Source organism: Larkinella terrae (assembly GCF_009668025.1).
GTDB lineage: Bacteria > Bacteroidota > Bacteroidia > Cytophagales > Spirosomataceae > Larkinella > Larkinella terrae.
The window spans coordinates 337921-362616 of the sequence record NZ_WJXZ01000004.1 but is presented as its reverse complement, the minus strand read 5'-3'; the positions used below and the strand labels follow the sequence as shown (position 1 = coordinate 362616).

Annotated in this window: 26 protein-coding genes and 4 tRNA genes; all 30 read right to left on the bottom strand. The window is 48.9% G+C overall.

What is annotated here, in order from left to right; all coding sequences use genetic code 11:
• Nucleotides 1-178 precede the first annotated feature (178 nt).
• The 30 genes from rpoB to nrfD all read right to left on the bottom strand — a co-directional run bounded on the left by rpoB (nt 179) and on the right by nrfD (nt 24659).
• Nucleotides 179-4042, bottom strand: a complete 3864-nt coding sequence (gene rpoB / locus GJJ30_RS08640) for a DNA-directed RNA polymerase subunit beta (protein WP_154174741.1) — start codon at nt 4040-4042, stop codon at nt 179-181.
• Nucleotides 4043-4242: 200 nt separating this feature from the next.
• A complete protein-coding gene (rplL, locus tag GJJ30_RS08635; protein WP_154174740.1) occupies nt 4243-4626 on the bottom strand; it encodes a 50S ribosomal protein L7/L12 in 384 nt (127 codons plus the stop codon).
• 134 nt (nt 4627-4760) lie between these two features.
• A complete protein-coding gene (rplJ, locus tag GJJ30_RS08630; RefSeq protein ID WP_154174739.1) occupies nt 4761-5297 on the bottom strand; it encodes a 50S ribosomal protein L10 in 537 nt (178 codons plus the stop codon).
• 1 nt (nt 5298) lies between these two features.
• Nucleotides 5299-5997: a 50S ribosomal protein L1 gene (gene rplA / locus GJJ30_RS08625; RefSeq protein ID WP_154174738.1), complete on the bottom strand. Its 699-nt coding sequence runs from the start codon at nt 5995-5997 to the stop codon at nt 5299-5301.
• Nucleotides 5998-6024: 27 nt separating this feature from the next.
• Nucleotides 6025-6468, bottom strand: coding sequence for a 50S ribosomal protein L11 (gene rplK, locus GJJ30_RS08620; RefSeq protein ID WP_154174737.1), 444 nt, complete (start codon nt 6466-6468; stop codon nt 6025-6027).
• 88 nt (nt 6469-6556) lie between these two features.
• A complete protein-coding gene (gene nusG / locus GJJ30_RS08615) occupies nt 6557-7114 on the bottom strand; it encodes a transcription termination/antitermination protein NusG (protein WP_154174736.1) in 558 nt (185 codons plus the stop codon).
• A gap of 78 nt (nt 7115-7192) precedes the next feature.
• Complete coding sequence (gene secE / locus GJJ30_RS08610; protein ID WP_124878949.1) at nt 7193-7384, bottom strand: preprotein translocase subunit SecE; 192 nt, start codon at nt 7382-7384, stop codon at nt 7193-7195.
• Nucleotides 7385-7396: 12 nt separating this feature from the next.
• A tRNA-Trp gene (locus GJJ30_RS08605) sits at nt 7397-7470 on the bottom strand.
• Nucleotides 7471-7644: 174 nt separating this feature from the next.
• Complete coding sequence (tuf, locus tag GJJ30_RS08600) at nt 7645-8832, bottom strand: elongation factor Tu (protein ID WP_154174735.1); 1188 nt, start codon at nt 8830-8832, stop codon at nt 7645-7647.
• A gap of 60 nt (nt 8833-8892) precedes the next feature.
• A tRNA-Thr gene (locus tag GJJ30_RS08595) sits at nt 8893-8964 on the bottom strand.
• An 84-nt stretch (nt 8965-9048) separates the two neighbouring features.
• A tRNA-Gly gene (locus GJJ30_RS08590) sits at nt 9049-9124 on the bottom strand.
• A gap of 79 nt (nt 9125-9203) precedes the next feature.
• Nucleotides 9204-9289: transfer RNA gene (locus GJJ30_RS08585), tRNA-Tyr, on the bottom strand.
• Between the two features lie 186 nt (nt 9290-9475).
• On the bottom strand, nt 9476-10498 hold the full coding sequence (locus GJJ30_RS08580; RefSeq protein ID WP_229313035.1) for an outer membrane beta-barrel protein: 1023 nt from the start codon (nt 10496-10498) through the stop codon (nt 9476-9478).
• A gap of 7 nt (nt 10499-10505) precedes the next feature.
• Nucleotides 10506-11348 (bottom strand): hypothetical protein, encoded by an 843-nt coding sequence (locus tag GJJ30_RS08575; RefSeq protein WP_154174734.1) that lies wholly within the window; start codon nt 11346-11348, stop codon nt 10506-10508.
• On the bottom strand, nt 11329-11916 hold the full coding sequence (locus GJJ30_RS08570) for an RNA polymerase sigma factor (protein WP_154174733.1): 588 nt from the start codon (nt 11914-11916) through the stop codon (nt 11329-11331). The genes GJJ30_RS08575 and GJJ30_RS08570 overlap by 20 nt, the downstream gene beginning before the upstream one ends.
• Nucleotides 11917-12031: 115 nt before the next feature.
• Nucleotides 12032-12313, bottom strand: a complete 282-nt coding sequence (locus tag GJJ30_RS08565; protein WP_229313033.1) for a DUF983 domain-containing protein — start codon at nt 12311-12313, stop codon at nt 12032-12034.
• A 52-nt stretch (nt 12314-12365) separates the two neighbouring features.
• Nucleotides 12366-12650 (bottom strand): hypothetical protein, encoded by a 285-nt coding sequence (locus GJJ30_RS08560; RefSeq protein ID WP_154174731.1) that lies wholly within the window; start codon nt 12648-12650, stop codon nt 12366-12368.
• Between the two features lie 13 nt (nt 12651-12663).
• A complete protein-coding gene (locus tag GJJ30_RS08555; protein WP_154174730.1) occupies nt 12664-13206 on the bottom strand; it encodes a DUF420 domain-containing protein in 543 nt (180 codons plus the stop codon).
• A 14-nt stretch (nt 13207-13220) separates the two neighbouring features.
• The gene (locus GJJ30_RS32160; RefSeq protein WP_205880544.1) at nt 13221-13907 is read right to left on the bottom strand and encodes an SCO family protein; all 687 of its coding nucleotides are present in this window, start codon (nt 13905-13907) and stop codon (nt 13221-13223) included.
• A 1-nt stretch (nt 13908) separates the two neighbouring features.
• The gene (locus tag GJJ30_RS08545; RefSeq protein WP_154174729.1) at nt 13909-14238 is read right to left on the bottom strand and encodes a cytochrome C oxidase subunit IV family protein; all 330 of its coding nucleotides are present in this window, start codon (nt 14236-14238) and stop codon (nt 13909-13911) included.
• Between the two features lie 20 nt (nt 14239-14258).
• Nucleotides 14259-15035 (bottom strand): cytochrome c oxidase subunit 3, encoded by a 777-nt coding sequence (locus GJJ30_RS08540; RefSeq protein ID WP_124878939.1) that lies wholly within the window; start codon nt 15033-15035, stop codon nt 14259-14261.
• A 17-nt stretch (nt 15036-15052) separates the two neighbouring features.
• The gene (locus tag GJJ30_RS08535) at nt 15053-15643 is read right to left on the bottom strand and encodes a cytochrome c oxidase subunit 3 (protein WP_154174728.1); all 591 of its coding nucleotides are present in this window, start codon (nt 15641-15643) and stop codon (nt 15053-15055) included.
• 6 nt (nt 15644-15649) lie between these two features.
• Nucleotides 15650-16537 carry a heme o synthase gene (gene cyoE / locus GJJ30_RS08530; protein ID WP_154174727.1) on the bottom strand — a complete coding sequence of 296 codons (888 nt, stop codon included), beginning with the start codon at nt 16535-16537 and terminating at the stop codon, nt 15650-15652.
• A 7-nt stretch (nt 16538-16544) separates the two neighbouring features.
• Nucleotides 16545-17561 (bottom strand): COX15/CtaA family protein, encoded by a 1017-nt coding sequence (locus tag GJJ30_RS08525; RefSeq protein WP_154174726.1) that lies wholly within the window; start codon nt 17559-17561, stop codon nt 16545-16547.
• Nucleotides 17536-19419, bottom strand: a complete 1884-nt coding sequence (locus GJJ30_RS08520; RefSeq protein ID WP_154174725.1) for a cytochrome c oxidase subunit I — start codon at nt 19417-19419, stop codon at nt 17536-17538. Before GJJ30_RS08520 ends, GJJ30_RS08525 begins: the two co-directional genes overlap by 26 nt.
• A 33-nt stretch (nt 19420-19452) precedes the next feature.
• Entirely contained in the window at nt 19453-20580 is a 1128-nt protein-coding gene (gene coxB, locus GJJ30_RS08515) for a cytochrome c oxidase subunit II (RefSeq protein WP_154174724.1), read from the bottom strand.
• Nucleotides 20581-20622: 42 nt separating this feature from the next.
• On the bottom strand, nt 20623-21975 hold the full coding sequence (locus GJJ30_RS08510; protein WP_154174723.1) for a quinol:cytochrome C oxidoreductase: 1353 nt from the start codon (nt 21973-21975) through the stop codon (nt 20623-20625).
• Nucleotides 21976-22011: 36 nt separating this feature from the next.
• The gene (locus GJJ30_RS08505) at nt 22012-22623 is read right to left on the bottom strand and encodes a c-type cytochrome (RefSeq protein ID WP_154174722.1); all 612 of its coding nucleotides are present in this window, start codon (nt 22621-22623) and stop codon (nt 22012-22014) included.
• Nucleotides 22624-22638: 15 nt separating this feature from the next.
• The gene (locus GJJ30_RS08500; protein ID WP_154174721.1) at nt 22639-23172 is read right to left on the bottom strand and encodes a DUF3341 domain-containing protein; all 534 of its coding nucleotides are present in this window, start codon (nt 23170-23172) and stop codon (nt 22639-22641) included.
• A gap of 59 nt (nt 23173-23231) precedes the next feature.
• A complete protein-coding gene (gene nrfD, locus GJJ30_RS08495) occupies nt 23232-24659 on the bottom strand; it encodes an NrfD/PsrC family molybdoenzyme membrane anchor subunit (protein WP_154174720.1) in 1428 nt (475 codons plus the stop codon).
• Nucleotides 24660-24696: the final 37 nt, after the last annotated feature.

Here is a 24696-nt window from a genome sequence, read left to right as displayed (position 1 = left end):
CCGGTTTGGGGTATTGTAAAGGCGCATATGCATAAAAAACAAGCACGTGGATTGATCGAGTCAACCGTGTACTTGCATCTTTCAGAAACGTACGAGTATTAGTATCACGCAGAAATCCGTTCAGCAACTGGTTACTCCCGACCGATTCCGCTGAACCGGCCGGGAAAACCGTATTTTATTAATCCATCGTTACCTCAAGCGCCAGACCGCGTAACTCGTGTACTAACACGTTAAACGATTCCGGAATATTGGGTTTCGGCAGATTTTCGCCTTTTACGATGGCTTCGTAGGCTTTGGCCCGGCCTACCACGTCATCGGATTTAACGGTCAGGATTTCCTGGAGAATGTGCGACGCACCGAAAGCTTCGAGCGCCCAAACCTCCATTTCACCAAACCGCTGCCCCCCAAACTGTGCCTTACCACCCAACGGCTGTTGCGTGATGAGTGAGTACGGCCCAATCGAACGGGCGTGCATTTTATCGTCAACTAAGTGACCCAGTTTCAGCATGTAAATCACACCGACCGTAACCGGTTGATCGAAACGTTCGCCCGACAGACCGTCGTACAGGTACGTCCGGCCGAACGATGGCAAACCGGCGTCGTTCAATTCCGAAACCACCTGATCTTCGGTTGCTCCGTCGAAAATCGGCGTTGCGTATTTGCGGCCCAGTTTCAAACCGGCCCAGCCCAGTACGGTTTCGTAAATCTGCCCGAGGTTCATCCGCGAAGGTACCCCCAACGGGTTCAGTACGATATCGACCGGGGTTCCGTCGGCCAGGAACGGCATGTCTTCATCCCGCACGATCCGGGCAACAACCCCTTTGTTACCGTGACGACCGGCCATCTTGTCACCCACTTTCAGCTTGCGCTTCTTGGCTACATAGACTTTCGCCAGTTTCACGATACCGGCCGGCAGTTCGTCACCGACTTCGAGCGTAAAACGCTCCCGCTTGAAGCGGCCGGTAATTTCGTTCCGACGGTTGTTGTAGTTTTTGACCATCTGCGTCAGCAACTTGTTCGCGTGCGGATCGTCTGTCCAGCCCTCGATCAACAGATCGCTCAGCAGGTTGACTTCTTCCGGAACCGAGTAGCTGCTTTCGTCGCGGTACGGGTTTTTGTCGGGGAACAGGTTATCCACAATGTTCTTGCGGGTAAACTTAACGCCCTTGCTCGTGATGTTATCGCCGAATTTGTGATTGATCCCCTGTGACGTTTTGCCTTCCAGCAGCGCCGACATTTTGTTGATCATCTTCTCGCGAACACCCACCAGCTCTCGGCTGTAGCGTTTCATCAAGGCCTTGATCTCATCCTTGTGCTTCGACCGCTCGTCTTTGTTCGGGCGCGAGAACAGTTTTGTATCGATAACGACACCTTTCAGCGACGGCGGTGCTTTTTTGGAAGCATCTTTCACGTCACCGGCTTTGTCACCAAAGATGGCGCGGAGCAGTTTTTCTTCCGGCGTCGGATCGCTTTCTCCTTTCGGTGTAATCTTACCGATCAGAATATCGCCTTCCTTCACTTCTGTACCGACCCGCACAATACCGTTCTCGTCGAGATTCTTCACGGTTTCTTCCGAAACGTTCGGAATTTCCGCCGTTAACTCCTCTTCACCGCGTTTGGTATCCCGTACTTCGAGTTCGAACTCTTCAATGTGGATCGACGTAAAAATGTCTTCGCGAACAACGCGCTCCGAAATCACGATCGCATCCTCAAAGTTGTATCCCTGCCAGGGCATGAAGGCCACCTTCATGTTCCGTCCGAGGGCCAGCTCACCACCTTCCGTTGCGTATCCTTCGCAAAGCGGTTCGCCTTTTTTCACTTTCTGACCTTTCAACACCATAGGCCGCAGGTTAATACAGGTATCCTGGTTGGTCCGGCGGAATTTAATCAGATCGTATGTTTTCAGGTCATCGTCAAAGCTAACCAGTCGCTGATCGTCGGCCAGATCGTAGCGAACCACGATTTTGGTCGAATCCACGAAATCGATCACCCCGTCTTCTTCGGCAATCACCAAAGCCCGGGAGTCAATCGCGACGCGGCCTTCCAAACCGGTTCCGACAATCGGAGCCTGCGGACGCAGCAGCGGCACGGCCTGACGTTGCATGTTCGAGCCCATCAACGCCCGGTTGGCATCATCGTGTTCCAGGAACGGAATCATCGAAGCCGCCACCGAAACGATCTGGTTCGGCGCAATATCCATATAGGTCACGCTCGTCGGTTCCGACATCGGGAAGTCACCTTCAAAACGCGACTTGATCCGATCGCCCGTTAAGGTACCCTGCGTATCGACCTGTGTGTTCGCCTGAGCGATGTAGTGCGTATCTTCTTCTTCCGCAGTCAGGTATTTTACCGGCGTATCGGGCAGCACTTTACCACTATCAATGATCCGGTAAGGCGTTTCAATAAAGCCCATGCTGTTGACCTTCGCGTACACGCAAAGCGACGAAATCAACCCGATGTTCGGTCCTTCCGGCGTTTCAATCGTACACAAACGACCGTAGTGCGTGTAGTGAACGTCACGAACCTCAAAACCGGCGCGCTCGCGCGACAGACCACCGGGTCCGAGTGCCGACATCCGACGCTTGTGCGTCACTTCGGCCAGCGGGTTCGTCTGGTCCATGAACTGCGAAAGCTGGTTGGTTCCGAAGAACGAGTTGATCACCGAAGACAGCGTCCGGGCGTTAATCAGATCGACCGGTTTGAAATCTTCGTTATCGCGAACGTTCATCCGTTCCTTGATCGTCCGGGCCATCCGCGCCAGACCAACACCGAACTGCGCGTACAACTGCTCACCGACCGTCCGGACGCGCCGGTTGCTCAGGTGGTCAATGTCATCGACAACGGCTTTGGAGTTGATCAGACCGATCAGGTACTTCACAATGGAAACGATATCTTCCGTCGTCAGAACCTTGGTATCGGCGGCTACATCCAGGCCCAGTTTTTTATTGATCCGGTAGCGGCCGACATCGCCTAAATCATAGCGTTTGTCCGAGAAGAACAAACTCTGGATGATTTCGCGGGCGGTTTGCTCATCCGGAGCTTCCGTATTCCGGAGTTGCCGATAGATTTGCTCAACGGCTTCTTTTTCCGAGTTGGAGCTATCTTTCTGCAGCGTATTATAAATGATGTTATAATCCGCTACGTTCATATCCTCCTTGTGCAGGATGATCGATTTCTGGCCTGAATCGGTAATTGTATCGATGTGATCAGCGGCAATCACCGAATCACGCTCCATCAACACCTCGTTCCGGCTGATCGACACCACTTCACCGGTATCTTCATCCACAAAATCTTCCGTCCACGTCCGCAAAACCCGCGCAGCCAACCGACGGCCGACTACTTTTTTCAGGTTTGCCGGGGTAGCCGGTATTTCTTCAGACAATCCGAACAGATCCAGAATTTCTTTATCCGACCCAAATCCAATAGCACGCAGCAACGTTGTTACCGGAAATTTCTTCTTCCGGTCGATGTAGGCATACATGACGTTATTGACGTCGGTCGAGAATTCAATCCACGATCCTTTGAACGGAATAATCCGTGCTGAATACAACTTTGTACCGTTGGTGTGCTTGCTCATGGAGAAGAACACGCCCGGTGAGCGGTGCAACTGCGAAACAATTACCCGCTCGGCACCGTTAATGACAAACGAACCTTTCGCCGTCATGTACGGAATGTTTCCTAAAAATACCTCCTGCTCAATGGTCTCGAAATCTTCATTGTCCGCATCGTTGCACGAAAGCCGTAATTTCGCTTTCAGCGGCACCGAATACGTCAAACCCCGATCGATACACTCATCGACGGAGTATTTGGGAGGATCAACCGAATAATCAATAAACTCCAGCACGAAGTTTTCGCGGGAGTCGGAAATCGGAAAATTTTCTTGAAAAACTTTAAACAAACCTTCTTTCGAACGATTATCAGAAGGGGTGTCTAACTGAAAAAAATCTTGGAAAGATTGTATCTGAACATCCAAAAAATCCGGATATTCGATCACTGGTTTGATTTTCGCAAAGCTTATACGCGTGGTTGTTTTCGTAGCCAAGACTTCGTTGCGTTTAGTTGTAGTGATCGAGACTGATTCGTCCGTACACTTCTAATATATAAAAGGGTGTAAACGGACAACATAATATACAGGAAAATAGTTTATTTTCCCAGGAGTATAGCGCAAAACTCCCCAAACAGGAAAAGACCTGACTAATGCCAGGCCTGTTCCCGGGGGAGAATGTGATTCCCTAAGCAGGGTTATTTCACTTCAACTTCTGCTCCGGCTTCTTCCAGTTGCTTGCGCAGCGCTTCCGCTTCGTCTTTCGCAACACCTTCTTTCACCGGTTTCGGAGCTGTATCAACCAATTCTTTGGCTTCTTTCAGGCCCAGACCCGTCAGGTCTTTCACCAGTTTCACAACGGCCAGTTTGCTGGCACCAGCTGCTTTCAGGATCACGTCGAATGACGTTTTCTCAGGTGCTGCTGCGGCTTCTTCGCCACCTCCACCACCACCAGCTACCATTACCGGTGCTGCTGCTGCTGGTTCGATGCCGTATTCGTCTTTCAGAATAGCAGCCAGTTCGTTAACTTCTTTTACCGTCAGGTTGACAAGCTGCTCCGCGAACGCTTTCAAATCTGCCATTTTCGTATTCTTGATTAGATTGTTACAAAATTGATTTTAAAATTGTACCTACGGACCGGGGCACGAAGTTTTTAGTCCGTTATCTGGATACACGTTACGCTTAGTATACGCGGACTAAACAGTCCGATGATACATTAAGCTGCTTCGCGCTCCGACAGTGTTTTGAGGAGACCGGCCAGGATATTGCCGCCACTTTGCAAACCAGAAATAACATTCTTGGCAGGCGATTGCAGCAAGCCGATCACATCACCGATAAGCTCGTTCTTGGTTTTCAGCGTCAACAGCGTCTCCAACTGGTCATGACCAATAAAGATACTGTAGTCAACTGAGGCACCTTTTAGCTTCAGCTTGTCGTTACCGGCTTCTTTCCGATATTGTTTGATCAGCTTGGCCGGAACTTTACCTGATTCAGGATGAAACATCACACCAGAGAATCCTGTCAGTACGGAAGCGTCGAATGACGTATAATCCGTATCCAGTGTTTCCAGTGCTTTTCTGATCAGGGTGTTCTTGATAACCTTGTATTCGATACCCTGCTCGAAGCACATCCGACGCAGTTTGTTTACTTCGGCAACCGACATGCCACTGGCATCGGTGATATAGAAGTAGGGAACCGTCTTGAACTTCTCGCTCAGTTCCTCAATAATCGCTCCTTTTTCTTCCCGTGTCATGTTACAGTCCTGATACCGTCGTTTTGTCAATTACTACACTCGGACTCATCGTGCTCGACAAATGAATCGTTCTTACATACGTACCTTTGGAAGACGAAGGCTTCAGCCGCAGCAGGGTTGCAATAATTTCCTGTGCGTTTTCAGCCAGTTTATCCGGGTCAAACGACACTTTACCGATACCGGCGTGAATGATTCCGAATTTGTCGACTTTGAAGTCGATTTTACCGGCTTTCACTTCCCGAACCGCTTTGCCCACTTCTGGTGTTACCGTACCCGATTTAGGGTTTGGCATCAAACCGCGCGGACCCAGCACCCGGCCCAGTTTACCAACTTTCGCCATGACGTTCGGCATCGTGATGATTACATCAACGTCCGTCCAGCCCTGTTCGATTTTGGTAATGTATTCGTCCAGACCTACATAATCAGCACCCGCTTCTTTCGCTTCGGCTTCTTTATCCGGCGTGCAAAGCACCAGCACCCGAACGGTTTTACCCGTACCGTGTGGCAAGGTGGCAACACCCCGTACCATTTGATCCGCTTTCCGGGGATCAACGCCCAAACGAACGTCGATGTCCACCGAAGCGTCAAACTTCGTATAAGAGATTGTCTTTAAAATCTCGGCTGCCTGCGCCAATGAGTACTCTTTCGCAACGTCGTATTTGCTCTGAGCCTCTTTTTGTTTTTTAGTCAGTTTTCCCATGATCGTCTCTGAATTCGATTGCTGAAATTAATTTTCCCAGGGAGCTTTCCCTGATACCGTGATTCCCATACTCCGGGCGGTACCGGCAATCATCTTCATCGCAGATTCGACGGTGAAGGCGTTCAGATCCGGCATTTTCGTTTCCGCAATTTGCTTCACTTGATCCCAGGTTACTGAGCCAACTTTGTTCCGGTTCGGCTGAGCCGATGCGGTTTTTACTTTGGCGGCCTCCATCAACAGGATGGGTGCAGGCGGTGTTTTGATGACAAATTCAAACGATTTGTCTTTGTAGTACGTGATCAGTACGGGGAGAACCACACCCGCCTTGTCCTGAGTCCGTCCGTTGAACTGCTTGCAGAATTCCATGATATTCAAACCCTTGGAACCCAGCGCCGGTCCAATCGGAGGAGAGGGGTTGGCCGCAGCACCCTTCACCTGCAATTTCACGTAGCCAGCTACTTCTTTTGCCATTGCTTCTGGTTTGTTACGCTAAGCCCTGCGAATGACTATCCGTCCAGTGGGAAGCATACGACGGCATTGTCTCGGGCATAGCCAGTTTTTAATTTTCCTTTTCTACTTGTGCGTAACTCAGCTCTACAGGGGTATTTCTACCGAAAATTTTGACGACAACATTCAGCTTTTTCCGTTCGTCGAATACTTCTTCGACGGTTCCGATAAAGCCGCTGAACGGGCCATCAACCACTTTAACCGACTCTCCTTTCAGGAAGGACACCGTGGGCGCAGCCACTTCCTGGGTAATCTCATCAACTTTACCTAAAATCCGGTTTACTTCAGACTGCCGCAACGGAACCGGTATTTTGGTCGGCCCGTTGGCGTTTCCCAGAAAGCCCAGAACACCGGGCATGCTGGTAATCAAGTGCGTGACTTCACCGTTGGAGAGATCGGCGGAAATTAAAATGTAGCCCGGAAAAAACGTTTTCTCACGAACTCGCTTCTTTCCGTTCCGCATTTCATACACTTTTTCAGATGGAATCAGTATCTGTGGAACAAAGTCACCCAACCCTTGTCTGGTAATTTCGTTTTCCAGATAAGACTTGACCTTTTTCTCCTGACCAGATATGGCCCGGACAACATACCATTTTATTCCGCTTTCCATCGTGAATTCGTTACGATTTGTAATTGTTACTGAATGATTATCAACTCCGAATCACGCAGCGACAATTATGACCTGGCATCAGAACGACTGATAAAAAAGATTCAGTGCGTTCTCAAATAAAAAGTCGATGCCTCCTACCAGTAGTGCGAAAATCAGCGATGCAATCAAAACCAGTGATGAACTGGATTGCAGATCGCCAAACTTTGGCCATGTAACATTATGCTGAACCTCCTCCCAGGAGTCCTTCAGAAATGAGGTAACCTTGTCCATCTGTGATGTGATTGGCACGGGTGGAGAGATTCGAACTCCCATCAACGGTTTTGGAGACCGCTATTCTACCCTTGAACTACACCCGTATTTAGTGAGAAGAAGGAGAAAAGAAGCAAGACAAAAGTTGAGAATCAGTCTTTTATCTTATCTCTTTTCTCCTTATTCCTGTTTTCCGCCGAAACGGACTGCAAAGTTACTAAATATTCACAAAAAACAAGTGCATCCCCCGAAAGAAATGCACTTGCCTGTTTGTTCGTAAATTAGTCGAGGATTTCAGTTACCTGACCTGCACCAACCGTCCGGCCACCTTCGCGAATAGCGAAACGAAGACCTTTCTCCATGGCGATTTTGTTGATCAGTTGCACTTCGATCGTGATGTTATCACCGGGCATAACCATCTCAACGTTAGCGGGCAGTGAAATTTCACCCGTTACGTCCGTGGTACGGAAGTAGAACTGCGGACGGTATTTGTTGAAGAACGGCGTGTGACGGCCACCTTCTTCCTTCGACAGAACGTATACCTCAGCTTTGAATTTAGCGTGCGGTTTTACTGAACCGGGTTTGCAAATAACCATACCCCGACGGATATCGGTTTTTTCAATACCGCGCAACAGCAAACCTACGTTATCACCGGCTTCACCACGGTCCAGAATTTTCCGGAACATTTCAACACCCGTAACAACTGATTTCATGTTTTCGGCACCCATACCCAGAATTTCAACCTGCTCGCCAGAGTTGATGATTCCGCGCTCGATCCGACCCGTAGCAACCGTACCACGACCCGTGATTGAGAACACGTCTTCAACCGGCATCAGGAACGGAAGTTCCGTCTGACGTGGAGGCAGCGGGATGTAGCTGTCAACGTTAGACATCAGGTCTTCAATCGTTGCAACCCATTTCGCGTCGCCATTCAGACCACCCAGCGCAGAACCCTGGATAACCGGAATGTTGTCGCCATCGTATTCGTAGAAGCTCAGCAGTTCGCGGATTTCCATTTCAACGAGTTCCAGAAGTTCCGGATCGTCGACCATGTCCACTTTGTTCATGAAAACAACCAGCTGAGGTACACCTACCTGACGGGCCAGCAGGATGTGCTCGCGAGTCTGGGGCATTGGGCCGTCCGTAGCAGCTACCACAAGGATAGCGCCGTCCATCTGAGCGGCACCCGTAACCATGTTTTTCACATAGTCAGCGTGGCCCGGACAGTCAACGTGTGCATAGTGACGGTTTGCTGTCGAATATTCTACGTGCGAAGTATTGATCGTAATACCACGCTCTCTTTCTTCCGGTGCGTTGTCAATTGACGAAAAGTCGCGTTTTTCGGCCAAACCTTTTTCTGACAAAACTTTCGTGATGGCAGCGGTCAGGGTCGTCTTACCGTGGTCAACGTGACCAATCGTACCAATATTGACGTGCGGCTTGGAACGGTCAAAATTTTCTTTAGCCATTGTTGGAAAAGCTTAAATTGAACTGGTTAATTATTATTGTTTAAAATTTAGCCGTTTCAGAGCCGTTGAGGGGATTTGAACCCCTGACCTCTTCCTTACCAAGGAAGTGCTCTACCCCTGAGCTACAACGGCTTTTTTTACTGACTACTACGAAAAATGAATAATGTAAAATGAAAATGATTGACTCGTCATATCCATCATACACTATTCATTATCTGGAGCGGGAGACGGGGCTCGAACCCGCCACCTGAAGCTTGGAAGGCTACCGCTCTACCAAATGAGCTACTCCCGCTTTTTATCAGTTTTATGTTTACGGTTTATTGTTAAAGTCAAAACGACAAACTATATACTAAAAACTAACAACTATTTACTGGTGGGGAGTGGAGGATTCGAACCTCCGAAGGCGTACGCCAGCAGATTTACAGTCTGATCCATTTGGCCACTCTGGAAACTCCCCTTTCAGCCTTAAAATGCACTTTTTACTGTCTCTCGATCAGCACGTCTGCCAATGGAGTTGCAAAATTACATGCTTTTTTTGCTAAGTCAACTATTCACTTAAAATAAATTTAGATCGACATCTGTAGCCGCAAATAAAAACCGCCACCTGCTTGCACCAGGGGCGGTTTTCAGGAGTGATGAGTTTTTATAAACCGATTCCGAAACTTAGTGCCCGAACGTCCGGCCCTTTGTCGGTTTTGAACATTGAATTGAGATCGTACTTGATAAAAAAGTTGGTTCGGGCCACGCCGATGTGCGCAATAAGGCCGTAGCGGAAATCATTCAGGTGAAAATCCGAGTGCTGCCGCTCCTTGTTGCTGTCCTGCTCCTTGATTTTTGTGTAGCTATCGACCCGGTAGCCGACGTAGCCGCCGAAACCCAGATGGCCCATTTTGCGACCACTGTTGTTGTAGAAGCTGAGCCGCGGCACCAGCGGCAGATTCACCGAACAAACCGTCAGCTTGCTCTTTCTCAAATCCCGCCCGGCGTCCGCGAAAACAATGCCGTTGGGGCCTTTCTGAGCAATGACGTCATTCTCAAACATGTAATTATTCCACGAAACCTCCAGCCCGTAAAAAATCTTGAACGCAACATGCTGGCTCCGGGCAATGGTCGGCATCTGGCTCAGAGCCAGACTGAGGTAGCGTGATCCCAATGGCCGCAACTGATAACTTTCTTTGGGATAATTCGGATTGGCACTTCGTTCCACCAGCGTGTTCAGCCCAATTCCAGCCCCGTCAACCCCAATGTCCCAATTATCATTTTTCCGACGGCGGTTTTTGCTCCGGCCCGACCAGTCTGAATCGTGGTTATCGTCAGAGTTATCGTACCGGCGGCCTTCGGATTCCTTGATGGTTACCTGCACTTCGCCGTCGCGCTGTGTGACGATCAGAACCGTATCCCGCAAATACCGCTGTACCCGGTTTTCATCAATGACAACGAATGTTTCGCCCGCTCTGGCCGAATCCAGCTTCATACCCATGTCGCGGATAATCTTATTGATGTCGTAATTGGACAACTGCCGAATTCCGGCTTTGTCGTTGGAATGAATCACCAGGCGGGTCTTATTCCCGAACAAAATGACTAATGAATCGGCTTGCGCACTTTCGGCAGCGGCCCATGCCAGGCTACCGAACAGCATCAGGAGAGTGGTGAATACGTACTTCATGGTTGTTCTATTTGTTGTTTGAATTTTTCTTGAATGCATTGTACCGCAGATTTTCGTACGAATCCGTCAGTTTCTCTTTGCCTTCGTGCACTTTTTCGGAAGCACGGGCCAGTAAGGTTCCCGGCTGAACCCCCACTTCATTCCACTCGACAGGCTCACCGGCTTTCAGTTTGTTGATCTGGCGCAACACCCGGCCCAGCCGAAACCGCTTTTTACGGGGTTGATCGTCGGTATCTTCTGCACTTTCGGATTGCGTTGGTTCAGTAGCGGCTACCAGCGTCGTCGGTTTGATTTCCGGCGCGGCAATCTGCACCACCAGCGTTCGTTCCGGCTCTTTCGAAGTAACTTCGGCAATGAGCGTTTCCGGTTTCCGTGGCTCGTCCGGTGTAGCCGGAACAACCGGTTTTTCACTCACGATTGGTCCCTGAACCGGCTGTGGAGCGGTTTGGTCCGTCCGGCGAACCGCTGCGATCCGGTTTTCTTTTCCGGCTTCAGCGGTTTTTTCATAAGCGATCACCGGTTCATCTATCTTTTCAACTGCCCGCAACGCGTTCGTTTGCGATTCCGCAGCTTTCGTTTTAGCCGGAGCGGTTTTCTTCGTTGCCTGATGGGCAATCCGGTTGTTCACCAAATCGGCTTTGCCGGTTTCATCACCCGACCACAGCCACCACGAAGCCAAAAGAAGCAGGCCCACACTGGCCGCTGACGCATACCACCAGATAAAGGATGATTTACGCTCTTCTTTCGCGTTCATTCGTCGCTGCAACTCTTCCCAGGTAGCCCGTTCCGGTTTTACTCCGTGATCTCTTAACTGTCTGGCGAACAGATCGTCAATAGGATGCTGGCTCATAACTTATTGATTTTTTTTTTACATCTGCCTGCGCAACCAGCCGTTGCAGGAGCGCCCGCGCCCGGTGCAGTTGCGATTTGGATGTACTTTCGGTTATTCCTAATGATTCGGCTATTTCGGCGTGACTATACCCTTCAATGGCATAGAGATTAAAAACCGTTTTGTAACCGGCCGGCAATTGTTCGAGCAGATTCAACAGGTCTTCGGCCATCAGATCCTGATCGGCAAAGGTGGTGTCGGCTTCCGGCAAGGTATCTTCCAACGCGACTTCGGCCTTCCATTGTTTGATCCGACGCAGATACATCAGGGATTCATTGACCATGATCCGCCGAATCCAGCCTTCAAAACTCCCTTCACTTTTATACTGCCCGATTTTTTCAAAAACCCGCATAAACCCGTCCATCAGAATCTCCTCAGCCTCGTAGCGGTTGGAGACATAACGAACGCAGATTGTCAGCATTTTCGACGAATACCGATCAAATAACGCCTTCTGCGCCCGGCTGTCCGCCCGTTGCAGTGCAGTTATCATCTGCGCTTCCGTTGAATATCCGAGTAATCGTCGAATCATGCAGGTTAAGATCGTTTTCAGTAGCAAGATGCAAACCGGATCGGCTGAGGTTGCACGCCCGGCTGAAATTATTTAAAAAAAGAAGCCCGGTCCATTGGACCGGGCTTAAAATGCCTTAAAATTCTGAAGTTTTGCCGGGGTCGTACCGGATTCCGGATACGTAGTGAAGCCAGACAATTCGGGAAATCCGGAAATTGATGGGTGTAATCAACACCAGCGCCGGACAGATAATCAACACATACGTCCAGCCGCCCGGATCATTTAAACCGTAGAAAACCAGAAAACCGAGTACCAGAGCAACCCCCGCCGACAGCGCGTAACTGACAAACATGGCTCCCCAAAAATAACCGGGTTCGATTTCGTAGCGAAGACCACAGTGCGGGCAATGTTCGTACATGTCATCAAACCGCCGAAGGTTATAAATCGGGTATTTGAAAATTTTTCCCTGCCTACATCTGGGACAGAGCCCCCCGGACACGGCTTGCAATTGCGAGACGTTTGCCATGTTCTTTTTTGCTGGTTCTTATCCAAAGAAAGATTACAATCGCTACCAGCAGGTATGGGGTCGCCAACAAATAGAGAATACCGGTATTCAACCCCACCGCCACGTGATTGCGCCCGTTACTCATGGTACTTTCCACCGTTCCGCGACACATGGCGCATTGCGCAAATGTATCCGTCATCGTCAGGATGGATAGGACTCCAAGGGCTAAAATGATTTTCCAGGTTTTCATGATCAACACGGAATTAGTGACGATAATAAGGAGCAATCAGAAAATAAACGATAACGCCGGTAATGCTGACATACAACCAGATTGGATACGCCCATTTTACCACCGCTTTGTGTTTGGCGATCTGACCGCTCAGTGCAAAATAAACCGCCCGTAACACAAACCAAACTACCACAATTGACAAACTGATATGACTAACGAGCAAAAAGTAATAAACCGGTCTGATCAGGCCCTGTCCACCAAATGGTGTCGATTCGTTCGACAGGTGATAGAGGACGTAACTCAGCAGAAAAACAAAACCGAGCGTGAAAGCCGTCAGCATGGTTGCCCGGTGCGCCGGAATATTTTTCTGTTTGATAAAGTACAAACCTACCATCAGCAAAACCGCTGTAGCCGAATTGATAACAGCATTGATGTGCGGCAGGTACGTTGTCCAGTTACCCAGATCTACTTTCTGGCGAATGCCCAGCAAAACCGCGACCACCACCGGAATCACAATCGCCAGAATATTAATCAGCCGACTGTATTTCTTGCTTTGTTCAATCTGTAATCCTACCATTCGCAGTGAACGCCTTATTTAGCATAAATATCCATTAAAACTCTGATTTCCAACACCAGCCGATCGACATCAGTTTTGTCGGTCCCATTGTAAAAGCCCCGGATGTGCCCTTCATGATCTATCAGTACTAACCCCTCGTACAGCGTAAAAGTTTCGTTCTTGCGTCCGGTCATCGGGCGCTGCTTAACGCGGTAATATTGTTCGGCAATAAACGTAGTTTCCAGCGTATCGGGTTTGGCAATAAGCCATTTATCGGGCTGTACGTCGTATGATTTACGAACTTGGGCCGCTACCGAATCTTTATCCACATACGACACCAGCATGACTTCCGGTTTCTGGGAAAAAATATCCTGAACACGATTGAGTTGCCCGGCGACCTTTGCGCAGGTCGTATCACACTCCAGCCCGATAAATGATGCGACGTAAATCTTGCCTCGCAGAGCCGCCGTAGAGTACGGTTTTTTATCCGGCAGTGTTCCTGTAATTATCGGCAGCGTGTAGAAAACCGTATCCTGGGTATCGTTTCCTAAAACGGGGTTACGCGCGGGCCGGGTTTCAATCTTCCCGGTTTTGGCGTCGATAACCGGAAAAAACGTCTGAAGGTTGAATTGATTCTGGCCGAATACCTTAAGAAAAATAAAAACAAAAGCCGGAACCACCAACAGGAGCAGGAGGATTCCGGCTTTTAAAAAGCGCGCCATATTACCTTGCAATGAAGATGAAGCCTCCCTCCATCAGCAAGGCAAGCAACAACCAGAGGACAAAGATACAAGGCAGAACAATGGCCCAGATCAGTGATTTTACCTCGTGTTTCAAGTGCATGAATTCACCAACAATGTAGAAGGCCTTCACGATGGTCATCAAAACGAAAATCGACGTTTTCAGAAAACCGTGGTGCAGTGTGAAAGCAATCAGGAATTCGAATGCCGTCAAAACGGACAGGATAACGAACGTCCGCCAGATGGCTTTGGTTTGCGGTTCGGCAATAACGCCGGGTTCAGTATCGTGGTGATGTGAGCTATGATCTGCCATGATGGTATCGCTGAAAAATATTAAACCAGATAAAAGAACGTAAAGACGAACACCCAAACCAGGTCGACAAAGTGCCAGTACAAACCGACTTTTTCCACCATTTCGTAATGGCCCCGACGCTGGTACAAACCAAAAGAGGTGCGGTAGAAAATCAGGATGTTCAGGACCACCCCGCTAAGAACGTGGGTTCCGTGGAAACCGGTGATGAAAAAGAACAAATCCGCAAAGGCCGGAGGCCCATATTGGTTTTCCGTCAGGTTAGCGCCAAAAATCGTCCGCTCTACCCATTGCCCGTTAACGATTTCCCGGATTACTGAACCTTCGTCGGTTCCGTGGATAAAGTGCGTCCATTCCCAGGCCTGGCTTCCCAGGAACGTCAAACCGCCCAGAATCGTCCACAACATGTATTTCTCAACGGCGGCTTTGTCCATCCGGTGACCCGCTTCTACCGCCAATACCATCGTAACCGATGAGAAAATGAGGATGAAGGTCATGATACCGACAAACACCAGCGGCAACTGAATACCGTGGAGGAACGGTACGGCTTCGTACACGCGTTCCGGAATCGGCCAGTACAGATTCGAGAAATGAAACTCGCCGTGAATGGCCGGATCATATGCCTGGAAACTGAACCGGATTAACCCGTAGGTTACCAGCAATGCAGAAAAAGTGAAGGTATCGGAAATGAGGAAAAACCACATCATGAGCTTACCATAGCTCACTTTCATCGGTTCTACGCCACCCATCCAGGTTTTCTTGTCGAACACTGGTGCTTCGGTCGTTGCAGTAGCAGACATACTTTACGGAAATTGAATCAATTAAAATACAATAAAAAGCCAAATAAATAGACCCACAAAATATCCAAAAAATGCCAGTAGGTCGAGCAAACTTCAATCTGGGTCATGTTTTTGGCGTGGATTTTCAGCCGAAAAGCCGCCCGAAGTGCATATAACAGCACGATCAGACCGCTCACAAGGTGAAAAGCATGCAAACCGGTGAAAACGTACATGAACGAGCCTGATGGATTACCGACAAAATACACGTTTTGAGCCACCAGGTCTTTCCAGCCCAGAAATTGCATCACTAAAAAGGCCAGCCCGAACGCAAAAGTAATCGAAATTGCTGTTCGCAGGACCCCAAAATCATCTTTTTTTGCCGCCCGATACGCCCAATGCATAGAGACACTGCTGACAAGCAACACTGCCGTGCTGTACATAAAAATGGTCGGCATTTTGAACTCCAGCCAGTTCCCTTCGGCCCGGCGAACCAGATAGGCACTCGTCATTGCCGCAAACAACATCACAATACTGACCACGAACATCCACAAGATGAACTTTTTGGGGTTCATCGATAAGGTTTCTTCGGGCTCCTCCGCCACTGGCAAAAATTTAACTGTTTCGCTCATAGTTTGTTACAATTTGTCTAACAAGAAGGCAATCTGAACAATCGGCAAATACAGGAATGATCCAAACATGATCTGTAAAGCCGCCTTGTCCGTCCGTTTTCTCATTAGGTAAAACGTCTGAGTCAGAAATAGAATTCCACAAACCATTGCCACAATTGCCGAACTGATTCCGGTCATTCCCAGCTCATAGGGTAACCAGCCAACTGGCAATAGAAACAACGTATAAATCATGATTTGCAAAGCGGTTTTTTCGTCTTTACCTCCGGTTGAAGGCAGCAATTTGAAACCGGCTTTTGTATAGTCATTATCCGCAACCCAGGCGATGGCCCAGAAATGCGGAAACTGCCAGAAAAACTGAATCGCAAACAGAATTCCGGGTTCCAGTCCATAATGATTGGTGGCTGCTACCCAGCCTATCATCGGTGGAAAGGCACCTGGCAAAGCTCCTACGAAAACCGCAATCGGCCCAACGCGCTTTAGGGGCGTATAAACAAACCCGTACAGGAGCAACGAAAGTACCGAGAGCGCACAAGCCTGCAGATTGAAGAAGACGATGAATAAATAGCAGGCAACTACGAATAAGACAAATGCAAAAAAAGCCGCTTCCTGTACACTCAAACGACCGGTTGGCAACGGACGCCCCGCCGTGCGCTTCATCAGTTTGTCGTATTCTTTTTCAATAATCTGATTGATGATATTTGCCGCTCCGGTCATCGCCAGTGAGGCAATGGCTAAAATGCCCAGTTTCACCCAATCCATCCGGCTAACAGCCAGGCTGTAACCAAACATGCCGGATAAGGCAACAAATGCGGATAACCGAAATTTCAGTAAATCGAAGTACGCTTTACTCTTTAATGCGAACGTACTAACACCAACGGTTTTGGTTTGTTGCATTCCTTATTTATGAATAATGGAGCTGTTCGACAGCCCGATTTTTTAACAACTGGTCGGCATTGAGCATCAGTAATGCCGTAAACTGCAATCCCAGAATTACGACTGCCAGCGTCAAGTGAATGGGCTGGGCGGCAGCCGGAACTGAAAAATAGGCTAAAATTATGCCTGTCAGAATCTCCACAATAACCAGCACTAGCAGGCTGGTCGTTAGTTGAGAAAGAATTCCTTTGGTGGTGGTATGTTTCCGCAGTTGATAAATGACTGCCAGATGAAACACCAGAATAACCAGGGAAAACGTACGGTGAATATAAAACCGGTAATCCAGATTCTCGATCCAGCGATACCGTTCACTATATCCAATTCGCTGAATTACTTCATCGATGGCTTCCCGAACCTGCGTTCCGATCAAAACCTGAATGGTCGAAAAAACCAGTGTCCAGATCAAAATCTGATTGACCGTGGATTTATTGCGGTTAACAGATTCGATGGTTACGCGCCCGGAATAAGAAACCGTCATTACGTAGAGCAGGACAAAAACGACCAGAATTGCCAGCAACATGTGCAATGTTACCAGGTACGGAGCCAATTCCGTTGCTACTACGCGGGACCCCAGCCAACCATTCAACCCTATCAGGATAAACGATAGAAGGCTGCCGTAAAAAACCCGTTTATCGTTTCGCAAATAAGGAATGGAGACAACGAGTAATCCAAAAACCAGCAGGCCGGCAAAAGCGCCCAATAACCGGTTGACGTATTCGATCCAGGTTTTGGCCGCATTAAACTCAATTTCCCCCTTTAGTTTGGCACCGTAAATTTCCTGATAATTGGGAGGAAGTTGAGATGCTTCGGTGGGAGGTACCCACCGTCCGAAACACCTCGGCCAGTCCGGGCAACCCATTCCGGAACCGGTACTCCTGACAATCCCACCCGCCACAATCAGCAGATAAATCGTGATGACCGTCAGCAGTGCCAGTCGCCGGAACAAATGTTCGCGTCTATCAATGAGGCTGTTTGAACTGGTCATTGTAATTCTGTGCCTCGATCTCTTTCTCGATCGCAATCAGGGCATTTTCATGCGGCAGATTCGATTCTGGAGTTTGAGAATAAGGAACATTCTGCGGAATAAAGTCGTCGGTTGCACCCGGTTTGCTGTAGTCATACGCCCAACGATAAACCGCTGGGATTTCGCCCGGCCAGTTTCCGTGTCCTGGGTGCAACGGAGTGGTCCATTCCAGTGTGTTTGATTTCCAAGGATTCAGCGGAGCCTTTTTGCCTTTGAAAATGCTGTAGAAGAAATTCCAGATGAACAGGAACTGCGCCGTAAACGTGAAAATAGCGGCAATACTCACGAACATATTCAGGTCACCAAACGTGCGGAAAGCCTCGTAGGTAGTGAATGAATAATACCGACGTGGGAAACCGGCAATCCCGATGTAGTGCATGGGGAAGAAAACCAGGTAAATTCCGACGAACGTAAACCAGAAGTGAATATAACCCAGCGTTTTGTTCATCATCCGTCCGAAGAATTTCGGGAACCAGTGATAAACACCCGCCAGAAAGCCAAAGGCCGAAGCCGCTCCCATCACAAGGTGGAAGTGAGCTACAACAAAATACGTATCGTGCAATTGAATATCGAGCGCGCTGTTTCCCAGGATAATACCGGTCAATCCACCTGAAATAAAGAAGGATACCAGACCGATGGAAAACAACATGGCCGGGGTGAAAACGATGTTACCACGCCACAGAGTCGTAATGTAGTTGAACGCTTTTACGGCCGATGGAACCGCAATAATCAGCGTCAGGAACATGAAGATCGATCCCAGGAATGGGTTCATACCCGTTACAAACATGTGGTGAGCCCACACGATGAACGCCAGGAATGCAATACCAATCATAGATGCAATCATGGCCCGGTAACCAAAAATCGGCTTGCGGGAGTTCGTAGCGATGATTTCAGAAGTAATACCCAGCGCTGGCAGCAGTACGATGTATACTTCCGGGTGACCCAGGAACCAGAACAAGTGTTGGAACAGGATCGGGCTACCACCAATGTTTGGCAACGCTTCTCCACCAATGTAGATCTCAGAGAGGTAGAAGCTGGTTCCCATGCTCCGGTCGAAAATCAGCAACAGAGCTGCCGACAACAATACCGGGAAAGAAATAAGACCCAGGATGGCCGTCAGCAGGAACGCCCAGATCGTCAGCGGCATTTTGCTGAACGACATTCCGCGCGTTCTGAGGTTAATAACCGTCGTGATGTAATTAATACCGCCAAGCAGCTGCGAAACGATGAAAATTGCCATACTCAACAGCCAGAGCGTCATCCCCAAGCCGGAACCCGACATCGCCTGTGGCAATGCGCTCAACGGCGGGTAAATCACCCATCCACCGGACGCCGGACCGGTTTCGATGAACAGCGACGAGAACATCAATACACTGGATAAAAAGAAAAACCAGTAGGAAAGCATGTTCAGAAAACCGGATGCCATATCGCGGGCACCGACCTGCAGCGGAATCAGGAAGTTACTGAATGTACCGCTCAAGCCTGCCGTCAAAACGAAGAATACCATGATGGTTCCGTGCATGGTAACCATCGCCAGGTAAAATTCTTTGTCGAGTTTGCCGGATTCATCGATCCAGTTACCGAGCAGCGGACGAAGCCACTCCATACTCGCGTTGGGAAAACCTAACTGCAAACGGAACAATACGGAGAGCGATGCACCAATTATCGCCCAGAATATGCCCGAAAACATGTATTGTTTTGCAATCGTCTTGTGATCTTCCGAGAACACATATTTCCGTATGAAACTCAGCTCTTCGTGATGATCATGTTCTTCAACATGAGCTGCCGATGCTGCTGCGTTCGTTTCAAGGGTTGCCATAGTGTCTGAATTTTATAAAGTCTCTTTAATTAATTATCGCAACGATGCGCTGGGTGATGCCCCTGCTCCTTCTTCCACTGGCGCGGCTGTACTGTCAGACGGCGTTTCCGCTGAATTGGCCGGTACGTATTTAGCGGCTTTGGCTTTCAGTTTCTCCGGTACGCGAGCCAGGTAATCCGGGTTTTTCGTTAACCAGGGTTTTTGCTCGGCCATCCACTTGTTGTAGGATTCTTCGTCTTCAACAACCAGTGTCGTCCGCATCGAAAAGTGCCCCTGACCACATACTTCCGTACAGGCAATCTCGTATTTAAAATTCTGATTACCCGTTTCGTTCCGCATCTGTTCCGTTGTTTTGTCGGCAATGAACCAGAAACGCGTCGGCATGCCCGGAACCGCATCCATTTTCACCCGCATGTGCGGAATGAATACGCTATGCAGTACGTCTTTCGCACGGATTTTCAACAAAACCGGCCGATTCACCGGAATGTGCATTTCGCTCGAAACCGTTACGTCATCAAACGATTGCTCATCTTCCAGATCAATTCCCAGGCTGTTGGCAGCATCGATTAATTTATAATTGTAATTACCGAGTTTGTCATTATCAACGCCTGGATAACGCATTTCCCAGTTGAACTGCTTACCCACAATCTCAATGTTCAATGCATTCGCTGGCGCTTCCTTGGTAATGTCACGCCAGGCACGCCAGCCGGTAAATACCAGCAGGGCCATTACGACCGCCGGAATAACCGTCCAGATCAACTCCAGTTTGTGGTTTTCCGGATAATAGGTTGCCCGGTGGTTTTTACGATACTGGTATTTAAACGCAAAATAAAACAACAGTGCATTGGTAACGACAAATGCAATCGTAATAATTGACATCGTTAACCAGAACAAACTGTCAGTATGACGTCCGTGCGGTGAAGAGGCTTCGGGCAGAAAAAACTGCGACGCGTGCAAAAACGACCAGGTTGCACCAACCACTCCGAGTACAAAAAATGCTATAAATAAAAACCCGTTGACCCGGTTACTCGCACTTGCTCCCAAATTTTCCTCGGTCGTTTCGTCGGTATTAGCTCCTTTTAAAACGGAGGTTAATCGCGTCAGCACCATAATGGCCAGTATCAGAAATACCAATGCCAACAGTCCTACAATATAAACCATAGCAATCTATGAATGAATATGAATACAAAATTGTACTAATTCCTAAATATCGTGATGCAAAGATTCTTCCAACATCGGGTGATTTTTTGGAATCAGGTTTGCCTTCGTAAGCTGCACCGATACCGACCAGATAAATGCACAGGCAAAGATCAGGATCATTCCGAACTCCATCGGTCCCCAACCGCCGTGCTCACCTACCGTACCCGGCATGATATTGTTGTAAAAATCAAAATAGTGTCCAACTAGAATTCCCCAACAAGCAATTTTCAGGATAATTGGTGTCCGTTTTGCATCCCGGGTCATCAGAACGAGGAACGGAAAGACAAAGCACATGAATATATTAATCCAGAAAGGTGCTTTGTAGATCCCTCCATAACCACTGAAACGCTCCCGATAGTAGATTGTTTCTTCCGGTAAATTGGCGTAATAGATCAGCATGAATTGTGCAAACCACACATACGCCCAGAAGATGCTAAAAGCGAACATGAATTTACCCAAATCGTGCAGGTGGCTGTCATTAACAGCTTTGAGGTAGCCTTGTTCTTTCAAACTAACTACCGTCAGCGTAATGATTGCCAGACCGGTTACGTGCCAGCTAGCCAGCGTATACCAGCCAAACATGGTACTGAACCAGTGCGTGTCAATTGACATTATCAGATCCCAGGCTGACGTTGATGAAGTTACAGCAAAAACAACCAGGAAAGCCGTTGAATACTTGATGCTTTTCTCATAATACTCCGTGCCGCCTTCCAGATCTTCCTGCAGGGAAAATTTGCGGACAATCCGCCATAATAAGTACCAGGATACGAAGTAGAAAACCAATCGAATCAGGAAAAACGGCGTGTTCAGAAAACCGCTTTTTCCGGCAATAATCGGGTCATATTCCGGTCCGCCAACTTCATACAAACCTTCGTGTGTCCAGTGAAAAAGATCGTGTCCGGCTACAAAAAAGGTAATCAGAGCAATTACCCCGGTTACTGGTAAAAAGGCAGGCAATGCTTCCGGGATACGTTTAAAAACTGCCGACCAGCCAGCTTGTGCCAGGTAATTATAGGCTACGAAAAACATACCGATTACGGCTGCTCCCGTGAAATAAATCGTGTTTACCCAAACGTTGGCCCACAAACGGGTTGTCCACTTATACTCGTGGTGACCTCCGGCCGCGTGGGTGGCTTCGCCGTGGGCAGCGGCCGCTCCGTGTGCCGCTTCGCCATGAGCTGCAGCCCCGTGTGCGGCTTCAGCATGTTCATGCCCGCCAATACCTTTTGCAGCCAGATAAGCACCAATGCCAACCAACACGACTCCAGCAACAATACCGATGGTCAATCGACGTTTGCTTTCGGCTGTAAATTCAAATTGTTCGTCAACAGACGCGATTGAATGTGTATGAGCCATTCCTTTATGAACTATAATTAGTCTTCAATATTCTGTTTAACCCCCGTTCTGTAATTTCTGCACATAATGCACGATCTTCCAGCGGTCTTCGGGCGTTATCTGAGATCCGTGGGGCCACATCCGGTTTCGACCGTTTGTGATCACGTGAAAAATATGTCCTTCCTTCATGCCGGACATCGATGAATAATTCGGAACACCTTTGTACTGGGCCGCTACCAACCCATCGCCTTTGCCGGTTTCGCCGTGGCAATGCTGGCAAAAACGAGAATAGTACTCTTTGCCTTCAGCCAGTGTTTTTTCGTTCAGCGGGATCGGGTTCACCAGCGTACGCTCCGCAATTTCGATGCTGTCGGCCGGAATGTTGTAAATCATCAGATCACGGGCCGAACTATCGCTAAACTTCGTATTGTAATTCCGACGGGAAACCGTTCCCTTAACGGGCAGCCACAGAGCCGTTCCCCTGGTACCTTTTTCTGTATAAGGAGTTTTGAAACCTTCTTCCTGTTTGTATGGCTCGTAACCAACGGGCTCGTACATATTCGGCGCATAGGTTTTGCCCGGATTGTCGTGACCCCGCTTGCAGGCGGTTATCGTTAGCATGGCGGCTGCCATCACCAGAAGAGAGCGGTTAAATCGCGTAAACTTCATGTGTCGTCAGTCGGATTAAAATTGTTTCACATTTACTTCAGCAGCTCCCGACGCCCGCAAAACCGTCGCAATTTCTGCTTCCGTTTTTTTGTTTTTACCCAGGTCGATTGCCATTACAAATTTATTGTCCGTACTGCGAAGATCGAACATCAGCGGTTTTGTCGTGGGCCCCAATCCGTTGGATACCAGGAACGTACCGACCATGCCAAGGGCCGTAAAAAGAACGGTAAGCTCAAACATAACGGGAACATATGCCGGATAAGCGTAGTTATCTTTTCCCCCGATTATCATTGGCCAGTCATAACCCATCGTATAAAATGTCAACGACACCATCGTTAAAAAACCGGTCAAACCAAAAAGGAATGCCGCAATACCGATGCGGGTGCGCGGGTGACCCAACGCAACATCGAGACCGTGAATGGGGAATGGTGTATATACTTCGTGAATCCGTACACCCGCGCTCTTAACTTCGGTAACGGCTTTCAGAACGACTTCGTCGTCGTCGTAAACGCCTACCAGAAATTTCGCGCTATCGTTATGATGAGACATTGCTATAATGAAATTTTGAACCGATTCTTCAGGGAAATTAAGTGAGAAAATGCAACCCGTTATTCGACGTTTTTATTGAACGTTGGGCTGGTTACGCTTTCCCCTTTGGCAACACCCGATACGGATGCCGGTAATTTTTCAGATGCCGACCGGATAATGGCTTTCACTTCGAACATGTTGATCACTGGCAGGAATTTGGCGAACAACAGGAACAGCGTGAAGAACAGGCCGAACGAAAAGATGTAATCACCAATGTCGAACATTGTCGGTGAAAACATCGCCCAGCTTGAAGGCAGGTAATCGCGGTGCAGCGAGGTAACAATAATTACAAACCGCTCGAACCACATCCCGATGTTTACAATGACGGACAAAACGAACGTCCAGGTTATGCTCCGGCGGATTTTCCGTGACCAGAACAGCTGCGGAGAAATTACGTTACAGGTCATCATCGCCCAGTATGCCCACCAGTACGGACCTAACATCCGGTTCAGGAACGCATACCGTTCGTACTCGACGCCCGAATACCAGGCAATAAAGAACTCCGTGATGTAGGCAACCCCCACGATCGACCCCGTCAGCGTGATGATTTTATTCATCGACTCGATGTGCTCGAACGTGATATAGTCTTCCAGTTTGAAAACCACCCGCGTGATCAGCATCAGGTTCTGCACCATCGCAAAACCGGAGAAGATTGCACCCGCTACGAAGTACGGAGGAAAGATAGTCGTGTGCCAGCCCGGGATAACCGAGGTAGCAAAGTCCATACTTACAATCGTGTGAACGGATAATACGAGTGGCGTAGAAATACCGGCCAGAATCAAGCTGATGTATTCGTAGCGAGCCCAGGTTTTGGCACCGCCGTTCCAGCCTAATGAGAAAGCACCGTAAATGTAGCGTGATACTTTACTCGTAGCGCGGTCGCGGATGGTAGCCAGGTCAGGGACGAGACCCATGTACCAGAAAACCAGCGAAACCGTGAAATACGTACTGATGGCGAATACGTCCCAAACCAGTGGCGAGTTGAAGTTTACCCACAACGAGCCGAAGGCGTTCGGCAGCGGCAGCGCCCAGTAAGCCAGCCAGGGGCGGCCCATGTGCATCAGAATGAAGCTGGCCGCACAGATAACGGCGAAGATCGTCATGGCTTCTGCCGCCCGGTTGATCGACGTCCGGTATTTCATCCGGAACAGCAACAGAATGGCGGAGATCAGCGTACCGGCGTGACCGATACCTACCCACCACACGAAGTTGGTAATATCCCAGGCCCAGCCGACGGTTTTATTCAAACCCCAGACACCCAGACCTTCCCACCACGTCCAGAAGACGCAACAGGTACCGTAAATCAACACGACAAAAGAAATGACAAATGCGATAGTCCAGGCGCGGGTTGGTTTCCCTTCCACCTGCTTGCAGATGTCTTCCGTCACGTCGGCATATGTCTTACCCCCGGTTACCAGTGGGGTTCTCACGGGTGATGTAACGTGCATGGTTAGTTATTTTAATGCTAATGGTTAACGAACTAGA